Annotated in this window: 15 protein-coding genes and 2 pseudogenes; 7 read left to right on the top strand and 10 right to left on the bottom strand. The window is 42.4% G+C overall.

What is annotated here, in order from left to right:
- Window positions 1-12: 12 nt before the first annotated feature.
- From rffG to trxA, 7 genes are all read right to left on the bottom strand, one after another.
- Complete coding sequence (rffG, locus tag C6H66_RS04675; protein ID WP_105394923.1) at window positions 13-1,083, bottom strand: dTDP-glucose 4,6-dehydratase; 1,071 nt, start codon at window positions 1,081-1,083, stop codon at window positions 13-15.
- Window positions 1,080-2,342 (bottom strand): UDP-N-acetyl-D-mannosamine dehydrogenase, encoded by a 1,263-nt coding sequence (wecC, locus tag C6H66_RS04670; RefSeq protein ID WP_105394922.1) that lies wholly within the window; start codon window positions 2,340-2,342, stop codon window positions 1,080-1,082. Before wecC ends, rffG begins: the two co-directional genes overlap by 4 nt.
- A gap of 4 nt (window positions 2,343-2,346) precedes the next feature.
- Window positions 2,347-3,468 carry a non-hydrolyzing UDP-N-acetylglucosamine 2-epimerase gene (gene wecB / locus C6H66_RS04665; protein ID WP_105394921.1) on the bottom strand — a complete coding sequence of 374 codons (1,122 nt, stop codon included), beginning with the start codon at window positions 3,466-3,468 and terminating at the stop codon, window positions 2,347-2,349.
- Between the two features lie 127 nt (window positions 3,469-3,595).
- Entirely contained in the window at window positions 3,596-4,648 is a 1,053-nt protein-coding gene (gene wzzE, locus C6H66_RS04660) for an ECA polysaccharide chain length modulation protein (RefSeq protein ID WP_105394920.1), read from the bottom strand.
- 29 nt (window positions 4,649-4,677) lie between these two features.
- Window positions 4,678-5,763, bottom strand: coding sequence for a UDP-N-acetylglucosamine--undecaprenyl-phosphate N-acetylglucosaminephosphotransferase (gene wecA / locus C6H66_RS04655; RefSeq protein WP_105394919.1), 1,086 nt, complete (start codon window positions 5,761-5,763; stop codon window positions 4,678-4,680).
- A 290-nt stretch (window positions 5,764-6,053) separates the two neighbouring features.
- Window positions 6,054-7,313 carry a transcription termination factor Rho gene (gene rho / locus C6H66_RS04650; protein WP_011148733.1) on the bottom strand — a complete coding sequence of 420 codons (1,260 nt, stop codon included), beginning with the start codon at window positions 7,311-7,313 and terminating at the stop codon, window positions 6,054-6,056.
- A gap of 477 nt (window positions 7,314-7,790) precedes the next feature.
- Complete coding sequence (gene trxA, locus C6H66_RS04645) at window positions 7,791-8,117, bottom strand: thioredoxin TrxA (protein WP_105394918.1); 327 nt, start codon at window positions 8,115-8,117, stop codon at window positions 7,791-7,793.
- Between the two features lie 118 nt (window positions 8,118-8,235).
- On the opposite strand from trxA, the pseudogene rhlB reads away from it, so the two are divergent.
- Together rhlB and gppA are read left to right on the top strand one after the other, a co-directional pair.
- Window positions 8,236-9,523 (top strand): annotated as a pseudogene (gene rhlB / locus C6H66_RS04640) (ATP-dependent RNA helicase RhlB).
- Between the two features lie 6 nt (window positions 9,524-9,529).
- Window positions 9,530-11,032 (top strand): guanosine-5'-triphosphate,3'-diphosphate diphosphatase, encoded by a 1,503-nt coding sequence (gppA, locus tag C6H66_RS04635; protein WP_105394954.1) that lies wholly within the window; start codon window positions 9,530-9,532, stop codon window positions 11,030-11,032.
- Window positions 11,033-11,082: 50 nt separating this feature from the next.
- On the opposite strand, the pseudogene rep reads toward gppA, so the two are convergent.
- Window positions 11,083-13,111, bottom strand: a pseudogene (gene rep / locus C6H66_RS04630) (DNA helicase Rep).
- Between the two features lie 157 nt (window positions 13,112-13,268).
- On the bottom strand, window positions 13,269-14,747 hold the full coding sequence (gene ilvC / locus C6H66_RS04625; protein ID WP_105394917.1) for a ketol-acid reductoisomerase: 1,479 nt from the start codon (window positions 14,745-14,747) through the stop codon (window positions 13,269-13,271).
- 189 nt (window positions 14,748-14,936) lie between these two features.
- On the opposite strand from ilvC, the gene ilvY reads away from it, so the two are divergent.
- Window positions 14,937-15,818, top strand: a complete 882-nt coding sequence (ilvY, locus tag C6H66_RS04620) for an HTH-type transcriptional activator IlvY (RefSeq protein ID WP_105394916.1) — start codon at window positions 14,937-14,939, stop codon at window positions 15,816-15,818.
- A 579-nt stretch (window positions 15,819-16,397) separates the two neighbouring features.
- Window positions 16,398-17,252, top strand: a complete 855-nt coding sequence (locus C6H66_RS04615) for an AraC family transcriptional regulator (protein WP_105394915.1) — start codon at window positions 16,398-16,400, stop codon at window positions 17,250-17,252.
- A 230-nt stretch (window positions 17,253-17,482) separates the two neighbouring features.
- Here C6H66_RS04615 and C6H66_RS04610 read toward each other — a convergent pair whose 3' ends face one another.
- Complete coding sequence (locus C6H66_RS04610) at window positions 17,483-18,568, bottom strand: flavin-containing monooxygenase (RefSeq protein WP_105394914.1); 1,086 nt, start codon at window positions 18,566-18,568, stop codon at window positions 17,483-17,485.
- A 394-nt stretch (window positions 18,569-18,962) separates the two neighbouring features.
- Here C6H66_RS04610 and C6H66_RS04605 point away from each other — a divergent pair, with 394 nt between their 5' ends.
- From C6H66_RS04605 to C6H66_RS04595, 3 genes are read left to right on the top strand one after another with little or no spacing between them, the layout of a single operon-like run.
- On the top strand, window positions 18,963-20,144 hold the full coding sequence (locus C6H66_RS04605; protein ID WP_105394913.1) for a LuxE/PaaK family acyltransferase: 1,182 nt from the start codon (window positions 18,963-18,965) through the stop codon (window positions 20,142-20,144).
- A gap of 11 nt (window positions 20,145-20,155) precedes the next feature.
- Entirely contained in the window at window positions 20,156-20,512 is a 357-nt protein-coding gene (locus C6H66_RS04600) for an iron-sulfur cluster assembly scaffold protein (protein WP_046395377.1), read from the top strand.
- On the top strand, window positions 20,509-21,699 hold the full coding sequence (locus tag C6H66_RS04595) for a cysteine desulfurase family protein (protein ID WP_105394912.1): 1,191 nt from the start codon (window positions 20,509-20,511) through the stop codon (window positions 21,697-21,699). The genes C6H66_RS04600 and C6H66_RS04595 overlap by 4 nt, the downstream gene beginning before the upstream one ends.
- Window positions 21,700-21,738 lie beyond the last annotated feature (39 nt).

Here is a 21,738-nt window from a genome sequence, read left to right as displayed (position 1 = left end):
CCCCATCGTCATTCAGTTTTTACCTAATCCAAGGCGTTCACCAGCATAAGAGCCGTCTTGAACTTTACGCCACCAGTTTTCATTTTCTAAATACCATTGAACTGTTTTGCGAATACCTGATTCAAATGTCTCTTGTGGCCTCCAGCCTAGCTCACGCTCAACTTTTGCCGCATCAATGGCATAACGCATATCATGGCCTGGACGATCCGCAACATAAGTAATCAAGTCTCGATAATAAGCAATGCCCGCTGGTTTCTCAGGACAAAATTCTTCCAACAGCTCACAAATCGCACAAACCACATCAATATTTTTGCGTTCATTATGACCACCAATATTGTAGGTTTTACCCGGTTCAGCTTCTGTCACAACCAAATAGAGTGCTCTGGCATGGTCTTCCACATACAACCAATCGCGAATTTGTTTCCCTTCACCATATACCGGTAAAGATTTTCCTGCTAATGCATTTAAGATCATCAGTGGGATCAATTTTTCCGGGAAATGATAAGGACCATAGTTATTAGAACAATTGGTGATAATGACCGGTAAACCATAAGTCCGGTGCCATGCTTTTACCAGATGATCGCTGGACGCTTTGGACGCCGAATATGGACTACTTGGCGCATAAGGTGTTGTTTCGGTAAAAAAGCCCTCTTCATCATGTAAATCACCATACACTTCATCTGTTGAAATGTGGTGAAAACGGAAAACAGCCTGTTTCTCTTCACTGAGTTTCTGCCAGAAAGCACGCGCAGCTTCCAACAAAGTATAAGTACCCACAATGTTGGTTTCGATAAATGCCGCCGGGCCATCAATAGAGCGATCCACATGGCTTTCTGCCGCCAGATGCATCACACAATCCGGCTGATATTGCTCAAAAACTCGATCCAGCGCTCCACGTTGACAAATATCAACCTGTTCAAACGCATAACGAGAGCTATCTGCAACTGGGGCAAGAGACGCCAGATTACCGGCGTAAGTCAGACTATCAACCACAACCACGCTGTCTTCTGTATTATCAATGATATGCCGCACAACCGCGGAACCAATAAAACCCGCACCACCTGTGATTAGAATACGTCTCAACGCCAGACTCCTTTTGTATCCACAATCCACTTCTGTTTAATTTCATGACTGTTTACAGCTTTAAACTGATTATGATCCACCAGCATCAACAGGATATCTGCTTCTTCCAGCGCCTTTTCCAGATTAACTAATCGAGTTATTTCCTTCAAGGAAGCAGGTAATTCATGAACATGAGGTTCTACAGCCAGCGTTTCACCTGCATGCCATTGCGCAATCATATCGGTGATATGCACCGCTGGGCTCTCACGCAAATCGTCAATATTTGGTTTAAACGCCAAACCAAAACAGGCAATTTTCACTTCGCTTGCGCGTTTTCCACTTTCAGCTAAACAATCCGCAACAGCCGCTTTCACTTGATCCACAACCCACAATGGTTTGTCATCATTAACCATACGTGCTGTATGAATAAGACGTGATTGTTTCGGGTTTTGAGAAACAATAAACCACGGATCAACTGCAATACAATGACCACCCACGCCAGGACCTGGTTGGAGAATATTTACACGCGGGTGACGATTTGCCAAGCTGATCAGTTCCCACACGTTGATCCCTTGATCAGCACAAATCAGGGAAAGTTCGTTGGCGAATGCAATGTTTACATCTCGGAAACTGTTTTCTGTCAGCTTACACATTTCTGCCGTTCTTGAATTAGTGACAACACATTCACCTTCAAGGAAAATTTTATACAGCTCGCTGGCTCTGGCCGAAGATTTTGACGTCATACCGCCAACAACGCGGTCATTCTTAATTAATTCAACCATAACTTGTCCTGGTAACACACGTTCAGGACAGTAAGCGATATCAATATCAGACTCCTCTCCAACCTGTTGTGGGAAAGTTAAATCAGGACGCGCTGCTGCCAGCCATTCCGCCATCTGCTCCGTCGCGCCTACTGGTGAGGTAGATTCCAGAATAACCAGATCACCTTTTTTCAGCACCGGAGCTACAGATTCGGCTGCGGAACGTACATACGTCATATCCGGCTCATGATCGCCTTTAAAAGGCGTCGGAACAGCTATCAGAAAAGCATCTGCGGGTAACGGAGCAATCACGGCTTTCAGGTAACCGCCTTCTACGGCAACTTTCACCACTTTGTCTAGATCCGGTTCTACAATATGAATTGCACCACGGTTGATGGTTTCTACTGTATGCTGATTAACATCCACGCCAATGACTTTCTTATTGCGGGATGCAAACGCTGCCGCCGTTGGCAAACCAATATAACCAAGACCAATAACAGAAATAGTTTCAAAGCTCATAGTGTCACCTGATTTTTTTCAAAGCGTCGAGAATACGTCGACAGGCATCGCCATCCCCATAAGGATTATGAGCGCGGCTCATTTGCTGATAGGCAGCATCGTCTGTCAACAATCGAGTCACCTCTTCCACGATAGTTTTTGTTTCTGTTCCTACCAAACGTACCGTTCCAGCATCAACCGCCTCTGGCCGTTCAGTCGTGTTACGCATCACTAACACCGGTTTTCCTAAAGAAGGGGCTTCTTCCTGAATACCACCGGAATCTGTCAGGATCATATAGGCATGGTTCATTAGATAAACAAATGGCAAATAATCCTGCGGTTCGATGAGAATAATGTTATCAACATCATGCAAAATGCGTTTTACTGGCTCACTGACATTCGGGTTTAAATGAACCGGATAGACGACTTGCACATCTGGATGAGCGCGGGCTATCTGTGCCAAAGCTTCACAAATTCGCTCAAATCCGCCACCAAAACTCTCACGACGATGCCCCGTCACTAGGATCATTTTTTTATTAGTATCAATAAATGGGTAGTGCTTCGCTAGCTTACTTCGCATTGCCTCATCATTCATTATTCGATCACGTACCCACAGCAATGCATCAATCACTGTATTTCCGGTAACAAAAACTCGATTATCTGTAATTGATTCTTTCTGTAAATTCTTACGAGAGTTTTCCGTCGGAGCAAAATGATACATTGCCAGATGTCCAGCAATCTTACGGTTCGCCTCTTCCGGCCAAGGGGAATAAAGATCACCCGTTCTTAATCCAGCTTCAATGTGACCAACAGGGATACGTTGGTAGAACGCAGCCAAACTGGTTGCCATCGTTGTTGTCGTATCTCCGTGAACCAATACAACATCAGGCTTAAATTCTGCTAAAACAGGCTTTAATCCTGCCAAAATACGACAAGTAATATCCGTTAGATCTTGCCCTGATTTCATAATATTGAGATCAAAATCGGGAGTGATCTCAAAAAGGTGTAACACCTGATCCAACATTTCCCGATGTTGGGCGGTGACACATACTTTCGCTTCGAAGGCTTCATCCTTTGCCAATGCGTGTACTAGCGGAGCCATCTTAATGGCCTCCGGCCGAGTACCAAACACAGTCAACACTTTCACAGTGACTCTCTTATAGTCAGTAACTTGCAGATTTTCCTGCAAACAATACTCTTAATGCTATTTACTCCTGCTGCTGGAGTTGCAGAAGATATCCCTTCAGAAATAGTTATTTCTAATAATTATCTGATTATTTACGCGAACATTTAACCAACGCCACGCCGGCACCCACTAAAGCACCAACTGCCCCCCACATGATCATCAAGAACATTCTACGAGGACTATCTCTGGTAATCGGCTCCTCTGGTGTTCTCAAATAGCGGTAAGCCTGGAATTGATCCTGCGTCGGAAGAACATCCAATGCTGCTAACATTGCAATATTCTGGTCATAGTCCACATTATACTTAGGCCCTATTGCTCCTAAAGTCTCAAGTTGAGCCTGTAACAACGGCGCCCCTAACATAAACATTTTTGAATCGGGCAACTGATCCACCGGCATATCCGTTTGATTGCGCCGAATCCCTTGTTTTTCCGCAATTTTCAAGGATTGCTGTAATACATTCATTTCGCGGTCATAAAGCGCTTTAGCGACCATTTTCTGGCGCTTAACCAGTGCATCCACAGATTGGGCACGGGTAACCCATGCACCTTTTACTTCATCATTTAAATGAGTACTGGCACGACTATTGGCAAAAGCAATGTACTGGCGCAGGAGTTGATTTGCTTGTCCAGAAGACTCAGCGGTCAATTTAATGCTGTCATTCAGCACTTTTTTATCATCATGGGGAATAAACTGAATATTATTGACTAATTCATCTAATAAAGCCGCATCAGCTCTGGCATCGCCCTCCTGCTGCTGCTTGTAATAATCAGATTTCAACCAGAATTCACGGCGAGTATCATATGCTGCAATCTGGGTGATGAACTCCTTATAGGCTTCTTCTGAAATAGACGGTAACTGAGTTTCCGGTGAAATGTTAATGTGAGTATCCAGATTGCGCAAAAATTGCTGCTGGGAGTAATAACTCCCCAACTGATTAGTCGTAGGCAGATCCGTGATTGCTGTGGCACTCCATTTTTGCTGCATCAAATAAGATGCTCCTAGCGCCGCGGTTGCGAAAATTATTGCCAGTACAACAATCCATATCTTTCCACGCCATAGCGCACTGCACAAGGCTCTAATATCCAGCTCATGCTCCAGAGCTTGTTCATCCTGAATAGATTTCGTTTCTGATTTTATCACTGCACAGAACCTCTGCTGATAATAGATGTTTAATGGTTAGCTGAACGGCGCATACGACGCTTTTGCCGTTTAATAAAACGAGCTACCTTCCATACACGCTTGAGGCAATAGCCATACAACACAAATGCAAGCAAGAACAGTGCCAACATTACCCAATCAGGAACAAATTCCAGCCATTCTCCGGTAATTCCGATAGCGGCTAATAAAGCGGCAGCAACAGTGATTAAAATAAAAGCCTGACGAGATGAGAATCCAGACCGCATAATTAGGTGGTGAATATGTTGCCTGTCAGGAGAAAATGGGCTCATCCCTTTCCGTAGCCGACGGTACATAATCGCAACCATATCCATTAATGGAACGGCAACAACCCACAACGCAGTAACTGGATTAACAGGATGTTCATTTCCCTGAGTAGATTCAATGAGCAACCAGATAATGGTAAAACCAATCAGTGTACTGCCCGCATCCCCCATAAACACTTTGAAGCGTTGGCTTAATAAACCAAGATTAAGAACAACATAAGGGAGAATGGCAGCAATAAATGCAAAACACCATAATGCTAGTGCCGTATTACCACTTTGATACAGCAAGATCCCCAAAGCACCGAAGGAGACACAGGATAATCCGCCTAATAATCCATCTATCCCATCAACCATATTGAATGCATTGATAGCAGCCCAGACAGCAAATAGTGTCACAACATAACTAAACGGTCCAAGTGTCATGTCCCAAGGGCCGAAAGCATAACCAAGACTATCTAATTTCAGGCCAGCAAAATACATCATCGCAATACCAACCAGAGCTTGGATGGTTGCTCGGACCTTAACGCTGATATCAAAACGGTCATCCAATGCGCCGACAAATACCAGTAAAGTGGCACAAATTAAATACAGCCACTTATGAGGTATAAACTCGTTTGTTATAACAAAAGTAAAACAGATCCCAGCAAATACCGAAATCCCACCCACCAGAGGTACTAATCCCTGATGATGCTTACGATAATTAGGTCTATCAACGAGGCCAATCTTCTTTCCTACAATACGCGCCATAAATAAAAACGCAAACGAAAACAGGAAAATGCAAAAAACTTCGATACTCATACTGGGAATATTCACGATAAAAACTCTCCGTGAAAAACAAATATAGCCTGGTTATTTATTATCCACAGGTACATGGTTTTTCTGGCCAGGAACCAACTTCATAAATTCTTCGCTTCGTGAGGGTATTCTTCTTTGATTTATTCACTGTAGAAAAATTAATAACCTTTACATCTATGTATGACACTATTGGGAAGCAATAATTATGCAAAATACATGCCATATATAGTGTTATAACAGTATGGCGGATACAAAAAACGCCACGAAACTGTGGCGCTGATTAAAATGATCATGAACTGAGTTAAAAACTATGAACGTTTCATCATGTCAAAGAAATCGTCATTCGTTTTACTCATAGCCAGTTTGTTGATAAGGAATTCCATCGCATCAATTTCTCCCATCGGATGAATAATTTTGCGCAGAATCCACATTTTTTGTAGCTCTTCAGAGGTGGTGAGTAGCTCTTCTTTACGTGTACCAGAACGGTTGTAATCGATAGCTGGGAAAACGCGTTTTTCAGCAATTTTACGGGAGAGATGCAGTTCCATGTTACCTGTACCTTTGAACTCTTCGTAAATCACTTCATCCATCTTGGAGCCCGTATCCACCAACGCAGTCGCAATAATGGTCAGGCTTCCGCCCTCTTCCACATTACGCGCCGCACCGAAGAAACGTTTCGGACGATGTAACGCATTAGCATCCACACCACCAGTCAATACCTTACCGGATGCAGGGACAACAGTGTTATAAGCACGTGCTAAGCGAGTAATAGAGTCAAGCAGGATAATCACGTCTTTTTTGTGTTCAACCAGACGTTTTGCTTTCTCAATAACCATCTCCGCCACCTGAACATGGCGAGAAGCTGGCTCATCAAAAGTAGAAGCAATAACCTCACCTTTTACCAGACGTTGCATTTCAGTAACTTCTTCTGGACGTTCATCAATCAGAAGTACCATCAATACACAATCTGGATGATTGTGAGCAATATTAGCAGCAATATTTTGCAGCAACATCGTCTTACCCGCTTTTGGTGGCGCGACGATTAGACCACGTTGTCCACGGCCAATCGGCGCCGCCAGATCCAGAACACGAGCAGTCAAGTCCTCAGTGGAACCATTACCACGCTCCATACGCAAACGGCTATTAGCATGCAGAGGGGTTAAGTTTTCAAAAAGAATTTTACTGCGGGCATTTTCTGGTTTGTCAAAATTAACTTCGTTAACCTTCAACAGGGCAAAATAGCGTTCACCTTCTTTAGGTGGACGGATTTTACCTGAAATTGTGTCACCAGTACGGAGGTTAAAACGACGGATTTGGCTAGGAGAAACGTAGATATCATCGGGGCCGGCAAGGTAGGAACTATCTGCTGAACGGAGGAATCCAAATCCATCCTGCAATATCTCCAGCACGCCATCACCGAAGATATCTTCTCCGCTTTTCGCATGCTGCTTAAGGATAGAGAAGATAATATCTTGTTTACGCATACGGGCTAGATTTTCCAGCCCCATATTTTCGCCGAGTGTAATCAGTTCAGATACCGGCGTATTCTTTAATTCGGTAAGATTCATAATGGTGGGTTCTTAAACTCGGGGTATATCTCGAACTATGAACGTGAATAGTATGGCAGCGTCATCGATCGGTGCCTGTTTATTTTGTACAAAAAACAAATCAGACCTTTAATACGTTATTCATATAAAAAGGTAATAATTTGAAGTACTAAGATTGAGCTCAAATAAGACTGACAGGCTGTCAAAAACGCTGTTGAGATAATGCTGAAACATTACTGATTTCGATAAAAACTATCTCAACGTAACGAGCTATACGCCAGATTATTCCCGTATAACCCATTGGATATTTTAGACTATCCAGAGATAACAGACTTATCAGACACTACAGATTATTCAGTATGCAACATACTTCTAACATGATGTATGTGATACAAGCAGTGGCGCTAACTTATCACGCTTCTTTACGGACGTCTAGCGGTCAATGAAAGAAATAATAATATACGCTAAACGCCCGGTATTAATGTGAGCTCACTTCAATCAGAGATTAGTATCCAAAAATTCTTTCAATTGAGTCTTTGACAATGCTCCCACTTTAGTAGCAGCAACCTGACCATCTTTGAACAGCAACAGTGTAGGAATACCACGGATACCATACTTAGGAGCCGTTGCCGGGTTGTCATCAATGTTCAATTTAGCAATAGTCAGTTTGCCTGAATATTCTGGGGCAATTTCATCCAAGATAGGTGCAATCATTTTACATGGCCCACACCAGGCAGCCCAAAAATCGACAAGAACTGGACCTTCTGCGTTAAGAACATCAGTATCAAAGCTAGTATCACTCAAATGAATAATTTTTTCGCTCATTTTTTACTCCAAAGAATAATTTTTTACCATGCTAGTGTAACATTACTGATATAAGGTTGCCTTTATTTCAGTGGATACACTTTCGTAAGACAATGGTTAACTGATATTCTACCACACTATGAGTAAAACACACTTGACAGAAAAGAAGTTTTCCGACTTCGCCTTGCACCCCAAGGTTATAGAAGCTCTTGATAATAAGGGTTTTTCTAATTGTACACCGATACAAGCATTGACATTGCCTTTCACTGTCGAAGGTCGTGATGTCGCGGGGCAAGCGCAAACCGGTACGGGGAAGACGCTAGCATTTTTAGCGTCTGCTTTTCATTATTTACTGACTCATCCCGCAGCGGAGGAGCGTCAAACCAATCAGCCAAGAGCGCTGATTATGGCTCCTACCCGCGAACTTGCTGTACAGATTTACTCAGATGCAGAAAATCTGGCACAGGTAACGGGTTTAAAGATGGGTCTTGCCTACGGCGGCGATGGTTACGACAAGCAGCTAAAAGTGCTGGAATCTGGTGTTGACATTGTTATCGGCACTACCGGACGTCTGATCGACTATACCAAACAGGGGCACATTAATCTGAATGCGGTTCAAGTTGTGATTCTTGATGAAGCTGATCGCATGTACGATCTCGGTTTTATCAAAGATATCCGCTGGTTATTCCGCCGGATGCCACCAGCAAACGAACGTATGAACCTACTGTTTTCTGCCACGCTCTCTTACCGAGTCCGAGAATTGGCATTTGAGCAAATGAATCATGCAGAGTATGTCGAGGTGGAACCGCTACAGAAAACGGGACACCGTATCCGCGAAGAGCTGTTTTATCCTTCTAATGAAGAAAAGATGCGCCTGCTTCAAACGTTATTGGAAGAAGAATGGCCTGATCGCTGCATCATTTTCGCCAATACAAAACATCGTTGTGAAGATATCTGGGCGCATCTGGCTGCTGACGGACATCGAGTTGGGTTACTAACCGGTGATGTAGCACAAAAAAAAACGGTTACGCATTCTAGAAGAATTCAGCAACGGCCATATTGATGTTCTAGTTGCCACTGATGTCGCAGCCCGTGGATTACATATTCCGTCAGTCACTCACGTATTTAATTATGACTTACCCGATGATTGTGAGGATTATGTTCACCGCATTGGCCGTACTGGCCGAGCAGGTGAAAGCGGACACTCGATCAGCCTGGCCTGTGAAGAATACGCTCTAAACCTGCCAGCGATTGAAAGTTATATTCAGCACGCTATCCCGGTCAGCAAATATAACAGCCAAGCCTTGCTGCAAGACTTACCGGCTCCTAAACGCCGCTACCGTTCGCGTTCAGGAAACCATCAGCGCCGTAACAATTTGTCGCATCGTAATAATACACCACGTAATAACCGTAAACGTTCAGGCTGAATAATGATGCTGAGTTCTTCTTCGCTCTATGCGGCTATCGACCTGGGTTCAAACAGTTTTCATATGCTGGTTGTGCGCGAAGTATCTGGCAGTATGCAGATACTGGCACGAATCAAACGTAAAGTCAGGCTGGCCGCCGGATTAGATAAAAATAACCGTTTATCTCAACAGGCGATGGAGAGAGGCTGGCAATGTCTCAGGGTTTTTTCTGAACGCTTACAGGATATACCACCATCACAAATCCGTGTTGTTGCTACGGCAACTTTACGCATCGCTGAAAATTCAGACGAATTTGTGAAAAAAGCAGCAGAAATCCTTAATTGTCCGGTTAAAGTAATCAGTGGCGAAGATGAAGCTCGGCTTATTTATCAAGGCGTTGCCCATACAACTGGCGGCCCTGAAAAACGTCTGGTTGTCGATATTGGCGGTGCAAGTACAGAGCTGGTTACGGGGAATGGGGCAAAAGCCTCTCAGTTATCCAGCCTAAGTATGGGTTGTGTTACCTGGCTTGAAGGCTACTTTAATGACCGTAGCCTGACGGAAGAGAATTTCGCCAAAGCCGAAGCTGCCGCACATGAAACGTTGAAACCCATTGTGCCAAAGCTTACCGAACAAGGCTGGCAGATTTGTGTAGGCGCTTCCGGCACCGTTCAAGCTCTGCAAGAAATCATGATTGCTCAGGGTATGGATGAGCTGATCACTTTGCCGAAACTTCAAGAGCTCAAACATAAAGCGATTGAATGCGGTAAACTGGAAGAGCTGGAAATAGAAGGGTTGACGCTGGAACGGGCTTTGGTTTTCCCAAGTGGTCTGGCTATCCTGATAGCGATTTTCCAGGCATTAAATATTGAAAGTATGATCCTTGCGGGCGGTGCCTTACGGGAAGGTCTTGTTTATGGCATGCTGGATTTACCAATAGAGCCAGATATTCGTACTAGAACACTACGTAATATACAGCGCCGTTTTCAGTTAGACGTTGAACAGTCTCAACGAGTCAAACAATTGACTGAACACTTCCTACCACAAATTGCAAAATCTTGGGAGCTGGATAGCCGATGTCATGAATTATTACAAAGTGCCTGTCTGATACATGAAATTGGCCTGAGTATTGATTTCCACCAAGCTCCATCACATGCAGCCTATCTTATCAATTATCTCACTCTCCCCGGCTATACGCCCGCACAGAAAAAACTCTTAGCCACATTACTAAAGAACCAAAGCGGCCCCATTGATTTGTTTTCCTTCAATCAACAAAACGCCTTACCTCCGATACAAGCTCAACGTTTATGTCGCCTGTTGCGGTTAGCTATCATCTTCGCCAACCGTCGTCAAGATGACACACTCCCTGCTCTACGTTTAAAAGTGAGTGGTGAAGCGTTAACAATAACGTTACCTCATGGCTGGCTAATGCAACACCCTCTGAGGGCAGAGTCTTTACAGCAGGAAATTCAGTGGCAAAACCATGCTCAATGGCCGCTTGCTTTAGACGGGCAGGATACTCAAACCTGAATAAAGCCGTTTTCCCTGTATCTCTGTGATACAGGGAATTTCCAACATATTTACGACTTATTTCTTTGCCCAAGCCCTAAACGCGATTTGATATCCGCGATACGCGATTGCCCTTTTTGCATTCTTTCTTCGGCAGTCACTATCTTTTTATCTTGCGGCCAATGTAAGTCATCCTGTGGCAACTCGTACAAAAAACGACTTGGTTCTGGGCGGATTAACTCGCCATATTGACGACGCTCTTTACATAAAGTAAAGAATAACTCCCGTTGAGCTCGGGTGATCCCGACATAAGCCAACCGTCGCTCTTCATCAATATTTTCTTCATCAATACTGCTCTGATGAGGCAACAGCCCTTCTTCCATGCCAACCAGAAATACATAGGGAAACTCCAACCCTTTGGAAGCATGTAGAGTCATCAATTGCACCTGATCAAACTCCTCACCATCCTCGTCTCGCTCCAACATATCCCGTAATGTGAAACGCGCGACCACCTGAGATAAAGTCATTGGTTCGTTCAGTTCATCACCTTCCAGCATTTCACTCATCCAAGTGAACAACTGATTAATATTTTTCATCCGCATCTCAGCTGCTTTTGGACTCGGTGATGTTTCGTACAGCCAACTTTCATAATCCATACCGTGTAGTAGATCACGTACAGCTAGCAAAGGATCTCGTTCAACCTGGCGAGTTATCTCATCCATCCAGTGAGTAAAACGCTGTAGTGCCGCCAAACCGCGGCCGGTTAGATTTTGGGCCAAACCAAGATCAAAACTAGCCTGATAGAGACTTTTATCGCGCTGATTCGCCCATTCACCCAGTTTTTGAATGGTAACCGCACCAATTTCACGTCTTGGTGTATTGACAATTCTTAGGAATGCGCTGTCATCCTCAGGATTAGTCAGCACCCTCAGATAAGCTAGCAAGTCCTTAATTTCAGGGCGGGCAAAGAAAGAAGTGCCACCAGAAATCCGATAAGGAATGCGGTTTTGCATCAACATCTTTTCAAACACGCGGGATTGATGATTTCCTCGGTAGAGAATGGCGTAATCTTTATATTCGGTCTTATTGATAAAGTGATGCGCCATCAGCTCCCCAATAACCCTTTCCGCTTCATGCTCTTCATTATTAGCGGTAATCACTTTTAACGGATCACCATACCCCAGTTCAGAAAAAAGCCGTTTTTCAAACACATGGGGGTTATTAGCGATTAAAATATTAGCCGCTTTCAGAATACAGCCAGAGGAACGATAGTTCTGTTCCAGTTTGATCACATTAAGCTTCGGGAAATCCTCTTTCAGGAGCACCAAATTTTGAGGTCTTGCGCCGCGCCATGAATAAATAGACTGGTCATCATCACACCACCACCGTAAAACGAGCCCTTTGTCCCACCAACAATTTCACCAGTTGATATTGACTGGTATTGGTGTCCTGATATTCATCTACCAACAGATAACGGATACGGTTCTGCCAACGCTCCCTGACTTCTTCATCACGCTGCATTAGCAAAGTCGGTTTGGTAATCAAATCGTCAAAATCCAATACATTACAGCTCGCTAGATGTAAATCATAACGACGATAACATTCAGCAAACTGCTGCTCCTGAGCTGAACGGGCCAATGCCAAAACTTGCTGTGGAGAAAGCAGATCATTTTTCCAGTTTGAAATGGCAGATATCAATTTTTGTAATAGATCTTTATCTTCTTCCAGTAAATCGGCTGTTAAATCTTTCAACAGAGCCATCTGGTCCTGATCATCAAACAACGAGAAATTGCTTTTCATTCCTAACGCTTTGTATTCGCGCTTAATAATTTCCAATCCTAATGTGTGGAAAGTAGAAATCATCAGCCCCTTAGCCTCTTTGCGCCCCAGAGTTTGTGCTACACGCTCTTTCATTTCCCGCGCAGCTTTATTAGTAAACGTCACAGCGGCGATATGACGAGGCTGATAGCCACAAGTACGGATAAGATGAGCAATTTTATTGGTGATCACTCTAGTTTTGCCAGAACCCGCTCCCGCCAGGACCAGACAAGGACCAGTAACAAATTCGACAGCTTGTTGTTGGCTAGGATTTAATCGCATGATGTTTAATAAGTTATATCAGGACAGTATCTTAGGGGATAGAATTGTAGCAGAAAGGGGGGAAAGGAAACTCGGTTTTCTTTGTGAAGGAAAAGGACTCTACTGGTTGATAAATATTAAATGCAAAGAGGGAGAATTTCTCCCCCCTTATCTTTAATCAACCGCCAACAGCAATACGTTTCATATCTGTCATGTAACCACGTAATACGCGGCCAACAACTTCAATTGGGTGGTTACGGATAGCTTCGTTTACATCGCGTAACTGGGCGTTATCGATACCGTTATCTACAACCGGCTTACCTAAATCACCCGCCTGTAGCGAACCCATAAGCTTCTCTTTCAGCAAAGGAACCGCAACATGAGAGAACAAATAGTTACCATATTCCGCTGTATCAGAAATAACGACATTCATTTCGTACAAGCGTTTACGAGAGATAGTATTCGCAATCAGCGGTAATTCATGCAGAGATTCATAATAGGCAGACTCAGCAATAATACCGGTATCAACCATAACTTCGAATGCCAGTTCAACCCCGGCTTTCACCATAGCAACCATTAAAACGCCATGATCAAAGTATTCCTGCTCACTGATTTTGCCATCACATTCAGGTGAATTCTCAAACGGAGTGTTACCCGTTTCCTCACGCCAACCTAACAGTTTCTTATCATCATTGGCCCAGTCAGCCATCATACCGGAAGAAAATTCACCAGAAATGATATCATCCATATGTTTCTGGAACAGCGGCGTCATCATTTCTTTTAACTGTTCAGACAATGCATACGCTCGCAGTTTTGCTGGATTAGACAGACGATCCATCATCAGGGTGATGCCGCCTTGTTTCAGTGCTTCTGTGATGGTTTCCCAACCAAACTGGATCAATTTTCCTGCATAACCTGGTTCAGAGCCATCTGCCACCAGTTTGTCATAACACAGCAGTGAACCAGCCTGTAACATACCGCACAGAATAGTTTGCTCACCCATCAGGTCAGATTTCACTTCTGCCACGAAAGAAGATTCCAAAACGCCGGCGCGATGCGCTCCTGTTGCCGCGGCCCATGCCTTAGCGATTGCCATGCCTTCGCCTTTAGGATCGTTTTCCGGGTGAACTGCGATCAAAGTAGGCACACCAAAACCCCGTTTGTATTCTTCACGCACTTCAGTACCAGGACACTTAGGCGCGACCATCACCACAGTGATGTCTTTACGGATTTGTTCACCGACTTCAACAATGTTTAAACCGTGGGAATAACCCAGTGCAGCCCCCTCTTTCATCAACGGTTGAACTGCGCGAACAACAGAAGAGTGTTGCTTATCTGGCGTCAGGTTAATGACCAAATCAGCCTGCGGTATCAACTCCTCATAAGTACCGACTTGAAAACCACTTTCCGTCGCTTTACGCCATGAAGCACGTTTTTCTTCAATGGCCTCTTTACGCAGGGCATAAGCGATATCCAGACCGGAGTCACGCATATTCAGGCCCTGATTCAGCCCTTGCGCTCCGCAACCGACGATAACCACTTTTTTGCCTTTTAAATATCCTGCCTCATCAACAAACTCTTCCCGCGCCATAAAACGACATTTACCTAACTGCGCCAACTGCTGACGCAAATTCAGCGTATTAAAATAATTAGCCATTAGTGACTCCGTATCATGTTGTGCTCAGCAATGAAGTGCTGCGACTGTTTTTTAGATTTCCTCACCCTGTGAGGTGTTTATATATTTTTAATATATGACATGAAAGCCATTGCTTAAATTGATATATTAACAATACTACATTGCACTTTATGCAATACAGATTATTGGACAGGAAAAGGAGAATAGGCTATGGATATACGCGATCTCAAACTGTTTCTACATCTGGCTGAGAGCTGTCATTTCGGCCGTACAGCAAAAGCAATGCATGTCAGTCCATCCACATTATCTCGCCAGATTCAGCGTATTGAAGATATTTTGGGGCATCCACTATTTTTACGGGATAATCGCACCGTAAAATTGACCTTTGCCGGCGAACAATTTAGACAATTCGCCCAACAGACACTGCTACAATACCAGCAATTAAAACACTCACTGAATCAACAAAGCCCATCTCTAAGTGGCGAGTTACGTCTGTTTTGTTCAGTCACCGCGGCCTACAGTCACTTACCGCAGATCTTAGACCGTTTTCGTGCTGAACATCCTATGGTTGAAATCAAACTCACCACAGGTGATGCCGCAGATGCGGTCAATAAGATACAGTCTAATGATGCCGATTTAGGTATCGCTGGTAAGCCGGAAAAACTACCAGATAATGTTAGCTTCACCAAAATCGGTGAAATCCCATTGGTACTGATCTCGCCTTCCCTTCCCTGCTCTGTACGCACACTCGTCATACAAGAGTACCCTGACTGGAATAACATTCCCTTTATTTTGCCGGAACACGGCCCTTCACGTAAGCGCATTGAGCACTGGTTCCGCCACCATAAAATTAACAATCCGTTGATTTACGCTACCGTGTCCGGTCATGAAGCCATTGTTTCTATGGTTGCATTGGGTTGTGGAGTGGCATTAATTCCCAATGTCGTTGTAGAAAACAGTCCTGAACCGGTACGTAATCGCATATCTTTATTGGACAATATTTCTCTAGTAGAGCCGTTTGAGTTGGGTATGTGTGTACAGAAAAAACGGCTTAATGAACCCTTAATTAAAGCGTTTTGGGGATTGTTATAACAAACTGCCCTAACAGGTCTTTTTATTTATTACAAGCCTAATGCAACTTATTTTTGGTATTATGCCAATATACTTATAGTTTATGCGGCCTAATTCACAAAGAACATAAAAATATAACCATATTGTTCTCATGATAATATGTTTAATATAAGTTATAACCAATTAAAATAATCATATAAAAATATTGGCTCCGCATTAAATTTTTGGTCATTAATTATGTTACGAAAGAAAATACTTTTAATTATATCAAGCAGATAATAGCTATTTAACGTTGAGTAATTCAGATATTGTTAAGATTGGCTAGCAAAAATTAAATATTCCACCCGCGAAAAACAGGTGGAGGATAATTCTTTACACCATGTCATAACGATATTTTACAATAGTGAAATTATTTTCACCTAGATACCAGAGGAGGCAACCTAATAATAACCACTTAATAGTTTTGTGATGACATAGTAACTAATAATAATTATTTAACGAGTTAATATAATCTAATTAAAAAATAACACCTAGGATTTATAATAATTATATTGAATAATTAATTCAAACACACACAATAATTTAATAAAGGACACCATCATGTTACACAAAATAGACAAATCACCGTATTTTATTAAATTCTATAAATTCCATCTACAAGATCTGGTTTTCTCTTATAATATGCAAACAGAATGGCATCATCATCCTTGTATCCAATTGAGTGTATCACCACATAATTCACTGATGAGGATTGATACCGAAAATGAATCGAGACAAGCACATGGATTCATTATTTCTTCTAATATTAAACACAAATTACACTCGGAAGGGCAACTCTGTTTTAATTTATTGATAGACCTAGCCAATCCACTATGTCATTTATTACTACATCAAATGAGAGGTTCAGATATCATATATTTAAATCAAGAATCATCCAGTTTAATAGCAAATTATTTTATTAATTGTTTACAATCAGAAACCTCTCCAGATATTTTCATCTTAAACAACCTTTTAGGTAAAATAGAAGATTGCCATTGTTATCAGGATAAACGAATCATGAAAGCGGCCTCTCTTATTACTGAATTACCGGTTAAATGTATATCTTCTCGTGAAATATCAAATCAGCTCTATTTATCCGAGAGTCGATTCTTGCACCTATTTAGAGAAAAAATGGGAACTAATTTCCGTAGTTATCTACTATGGAAGCGTCTGCATCATGCTATTGATGAGATACATTCATCAGATTCACTGACTTTACTAGCTTGTAATAGCGGATTTTCCGATGGAGCACATTTCAGCCGTACCTGCATGACGCTATATGGATTAAGACCTTCTGAATTAAAACATGCCAGTAAGAACAAAATGCAACAAGCACAACAAAAATATTTCAATTTATCATCAACATTAGCAGGTCTAAATTTTACAACGCAAAACATCTGTGTTATGAATAAATAATATTTTTGATGTATTACCTAAAATAAATAATTTCTATTTATAACCGTTATTATCAAAGCCGATATGTTAGAGATTCTGTATCATTTTATTCCTAATAGCACATTTATATTATGCACACTTAGTAATGATACAGAATTCAGAAAAACACCATAACAACATTACCTAATAAACCATCAATCCACGCCCAATAAAACATACAGAGTAAAATATCACTATTCTGAATTAATCATTCATTTTAATGGTACATGCTCTTTCAGATAATTTTCCACCCATTTAGCGACCCGCCGAGTATCTTTATAAGCCCCTAACATCAGTTCAGAACCACGGCTACTCAACCATTTCCGCCCAATAATAAATAACCCTGGATAAGGGGTTTTCCCGCCTTCCGCATGGCCATTTTTGCAAATGAATCCATTAGAATCCGCAGCACCGGGAAGTGTTAACCATGCTGTATTATCTTTATACCCCAAACACCAGATAACCGTATCTACTTCATATTGATTGCCGGACAAATCACATAATTTATTGTCTTTTACATCAACTAACCTATTCGCTATTTTTATATCCAAAGCTGCTAATCGATGGTTTTTCAGATCGCCACAAGGGATGGGATTACGCCGCCGCATAATTTTCCCGACCAAACTGTAATAATTGGCAAATAACAAGCCACTTTTACTTAACCACCAAAAAATATCTTTGCCCAGTATTCTATTAGGTAAGAGAGGACGGGAAGAGCCGCAAAATAACGTCACCTTCATCGTTGCAGCCAAATCTTTAGCAATCTGGCGGCCACTCGCGCCATCACCAACGACAGCGACTCGGCTGCCTGCTTTAATTTGTTTTGGCTCCCGATATTGATCTGCTCCGATTTGCTGTATATCAGTAGAAAGTTGCTCAGCAAGCGCTGGAATATCGGCTAACTGATTAGCGCCTGTTGCATTAACCAAACAAGGCGCATGAAATACTTTTCCATCTTTTGTTTCAACACGATAGCCATTTTTATCATGCTTCACCTCAACCACTTCAGTTTGAGTATGTATAGCAAGGTTATGATGTGAAGCATAACGTTCAAGATAATCAGCAACTTCATTTTTATCTGGATAACCCTCTTTAATTCCAGGAAATGGTAAGCCATGAAGCTGAGTCATACCGCGTGAAGTGAATAACAGCATATTATCAGGACGCCTGCGCCACACATCACCAATACGCGCTTCTCGCTCTAATATGCAGACATTAATATTCTTAGCCGCAAGAATAGCCGCTAAACTTAGTCCGGCTTGACCGGCACCCACAATTAAGCAATCCATTTTCATCATGCGTACTCATTTTCTAATTTGGTATTTATCTATATTTTATTTTTATCATTATCGAAATCTTAGGACAATGAAAAACTTGCCAAAAGAACACTCAATAGATCAAAAAACAACGAACTTCACAAAAATATAAAAGACAATTAAAAAATTTACTTGAATTAACTGGTCATATTCGTACTAAAGTGAATATTTTGAATAAACCAGCTATTTTTATCATAATTTTAACAATATTGACAAATCCATATAATAATCCAAGCAATAATATAGCCAATTTATTCAATAAAAATAAATTATTAATGACTATCCTTTTTGCCTACGTAACTTATGCTTTATTGCTATAACTTATAATAAACAAAGATTAATTTATCTACTCTTTACCCTACCGGAGATGAAAAAAATGGAAAATATCAAAAATATATATGACGGTATAAAATCTCGTGGCGGAAATCCGCTAAAGTGGTTAATAGCCGATGTCGACTTACTCTATAAGCTGTCTAAAGAAGAGCAACAAGAATTAAAAACCTGTTTGCTTAAGGACGCTTTTCATTTCCATTATCATAATAACCCTTACTATAGAGATATTTGTGAAAAACAAGGTATTAAGCCAGAAGAGATCCAGAATTATAATGACTTAGTTCGCATCCCATTGATACCCGTTGCAACTTATAAATCAGCCGAAAGTCACCGTTTATTAAGCAAGCCATTATCTGAAATCGAACATGAAATGCGCTCAACGGGCACAAGCGGAATTCCTAGTGTTTATCGTCGTTGCCACGATACGATGGATCATACAGTATTAGCTGTCTATTCTAATTATCGCAGTATGTTCAAAGTATCCGGCGGTGCTGGCCTATGTTTATGCCCGTCAACAGAAGATATTCCAGAAATGGCGCTGGTTAAAATTTTTAATTTCCTGACAGGTCTGTTAGATACTCGACGCTATATGATTAATCAGGACCGCTTTTCTCCAGAAGACTCCCTGAATCAATTAATCCAGTGGAAAGGCAAATTTACCCGGCATTTAATTGGCCCTCCATTCATGATCCATCGTTTTATTACGTTCCTAAAAGAGAATAATACCAAGCTCACTTTAGATCGCGATAGCATGGTAATTACTATGGGCGGCTGGAAACGTTTTACCGGGGATATGATCTCCCGCAGCGAATTGAATGCAGATATTGAAGAATGGCTGGGCATTCCAGCTTCCCGGACACGTGATATGTATGGTCTGGTTGAAGCAAACCTTCTTGCCATCGAAGATGAATATAACCATAAACATGTTCCTCCTTATATTCATTTCTCCGTTCGTGATCCTAATGATTTAACACGAGAGTTACCTGATGGTGAAACTGGACAATTAGTGATCTTAGATCCACTTTCTGTTTCCACTCCCGGCATGTTACTGACAGAAGATTTGGTCTACTTGCGTACCGATCCTAACAAATCCTGGCGTAACTCTCAGCGAATTCAGTTTGTTATGCGTACAGCTGCCGCTAAAGAGTTTGGTTGCTGCGCAGTCAACCTTGAGAGAAAAATGTCAGACGATGAAGGTACCTCAGCTACACCCGCTGTTAAATAGCAAGGTGAATTATGTTTAACAACATCATTATTGACAACTTTTGCAATCCTGACTGCCAAGGGACGTTATCCGCCCCCACCATTAAACTGGCATTAGGTAACCCTGTATGCGGTGACAAGGTTGATATCGATCTGACACTGGATAACCAAGGGCGAGTAGATAATGCCTGTTTTCGTGCATGGGGATGTACCGCCTCCCTGGCAATGTCTAACCAATTTTGTCGCCATGCTAAAGGTAAGACTCTCGAAGAATTGAACGCATTATCGCCTGAGGGTATTGATGCGTTATTAGGCGAGTTAGAACCAGCACAGCAACACTGCCTTGATATGCTGCATAAGCTATTTGAGCAGCTAAAGGGAAAAATATGACAAGCCTATACTTCGACTACAACGCCACAACACCGCTAAGTGTTAAAGCGCAGTTGGCGATTAAAGATGCAATGTCTATTTTTGCTAATCCGTCCAGCCACTACAGCTTAAGCGGCATGGCTAAAAAGTTGCTCACTGACGCTAGAAGATCGATGGCTTCATTAATGGGCACAATCCCAGAGCAGATCCTGTTTACATCAGGAGGAACCGAAAGTAATAACCAAGCCTTATCCAGCTTGTTAGCAACGCTTCCCGGTTCGGATCTGTCTGCCCATCATGTTATTAGCTCTTCCATTGAGCATCCGTCTGTTCTGGCGCCATTGCTCTGGTATCAGCAACGCGGGCTTCAGCTAACGTTGATCAATCCCGATAATCAAGGGCGGATAAGTGCACAAAGTATCCGGGAAAACCTACGGCCACAAACTCGCCTGATCACATTGATGGCGATTAACAACGAAACCGGCGTGATCCAGCCCTATGAAGCTGTCGCCTCTTTAGCAAAAGAGGCCGGTGTTTATCTGCATATCGATGCAGTACAGGCTATTGGTAAGCTTCCTTTTAGCTGTGACACACTTTCTGGCGTAACGACCATATCTTTCTCCGGCCATAAGTTTAACGGTCCGAAAGGCATTGGCGGGCTCTACCATGCACCGGGGATTCAATTAAATCCCTTGCTGCATGGCGGAGGGCAGGAACAAGGAGTACGTAGCGGCACTGAGAATACCTTGGGCCTCGCAGGACTCACGGCGGCAGCTAAAGAATCACTGAACGGATTGCAAGAACGTTTCAATACTTACAAAACGCTCAGAGAAGCCTTACTCTCTCTGTTAGAACAACATCGTGTTAACTACCTGATTAATGGCAATACCAATCCAGAGTTTCAGGCACCTTGGACACTCAATTTAAGTTTCCCGGGTATTCGTGCTGAATCATTAGCCAGCAGGCTAGATTTACGTCACGGCATCTCTTTATCTCTAGGATCAGCCTGTAGCAATAACAAATCAACCCAACGTTCTCACGTTCTGGCTGCTATGGGGTTGCCCGATGATCGTATTGATAGTGCGGTACGCATCAGCTTCGGATATACCACAAGTCAAGATGATATTGAGATATTGGCTAACGCCATCAAACAAGAAACGTATAACTTACTTAAAATTTCAGGGCAATATTTAATCACCCAGGAATAATAGCAAAATGACAGTGAAAAGACGGTGTGGCAGGAATAA

Origin of the sequence: Photorhabdus hindustanensis (assembly GCF_002968995.1) — a bacterium.
GTDB classification, from domain to species: domain Bacteria; phylum Pseudomonadota; class Gammaproteobacteria; order Enterobacterales; family Enterobacteriaceae; genus Photorhabdus; species Photorhabdus akhurstii.
The sequence above is the reverse complement of the archived record's forward strand: the minus strand, read 5'-3'. Positions and strand labels throughout refer to the sequence as shown.